Below are 1007 nucleotides of genomic sequence, written 5' to 3'. Positions count from 1 at the left end.
GTCTGCTCAGGGCCTGGGGGCACGTGACGGAGACGGCCCGACAACGCGGGGAGTGGTGGTGCGTTCCGGGCGCGGTGGTGCTCGCGGTGCTGGGTAGTTCGGTGCTGCCGCTGGCCGCGGGAGCCGTGGCGATCCCGTTGGTACGCCGATGGCTGCGGAGGCGGGCCGGGGCGCGGGAGGCGGAGAAGGGCGCGACCGCGGCCGCGGCGTTGTGCGGAGCTGTGGTCGGGGAGCTGCGGGCGGGGCGCGAGCCGGGGCAGGCGTTGCTGATCGCGCTGCGAGAGGGCCTCGCGGAGGACGGGCCCGCCACGACGACCGCTTCCGGCAGCAGGCTGGGGGAGGCGGAGGCCGCGGTGCTGGCGGCGGCACGGTTCGGCGGCGATGTGCCGGCTGCGTTGCGGCAGGCGGCTGAGGGCCCGGGGATGGGCGGCCTGTCCGGGATGGCCGCGTGCTGGCGGGTGGCCGTGGACGGCGGGGCGGGCCTGGCGACCGGGCTGGAGCGTCTGGAGGCCGCGCTGCGGGAGGACCGGCGCAGAGGTGCGGAGTTGCGTGCCCAGCTGGCGGGAGCGTGGTCGACGGTTGTGGTCCTGGCGTTGCTTCCCGTCGCGGGTCTGGGGTTGGGCGCGGCCCTCGGCGCCGAGCCCTTGCGCGTACTGCTGCACACCCCGGGCGGCCTGGCCTGTCTGGCGGTGGGCTCGTTCCTGGAGGCGGCCGGGCTGTATTGGGCCCGCCGAATCGTGCGCGGAGGGGAGGCTGCGTGAACGCGGTGGGCGGAGAAGTTCTCTACAGCCTGGGGATGTCGGCGGCGGCGCTGGGGACGGCGGCGCAGGTGGCAGCCGTGATCGCTGCCGGATATCGGAAGCGAGCGGTTCGCGGGCGGGGGGCGAAGTTGTTGGGGACGGATGCGGCACCGGGGCCCGGCAGGCGGGGCCGACTGTTCGCGCGGCTCGGGTCGAGCGAGGGCTCGAGTCCTTCCGGGGCAGCTCGGCGGTGGGCGGCTCCGGGCG

Annotated in this window: 1 protein-coding gene; it reads left to right on the top strand. The window is 76.5% G+C overall.

Annotated elements, in window-relative coordinates; all coding sequences use genetic code 11:
* Nucleotides 1–761, top strand: a 761-nt coding sequence (locus tag ACZ7HQ_RS46020) for a type II secretion system F family protein (protein ID WP_471003745.1), incomplete at its 5' end; no start/stop codon positions are given.
* Nucleotides 762–1007 lie beyond the last annotated feature (246 nt).

It is taken from the genome of Streptomyces sp. NPDC037290 (assembly GCF_055603245.1).
Note: the sequence above shows the minus strand (reverse complement) of the source record. Positions and strands in the feature narration are given on the sequence as shown.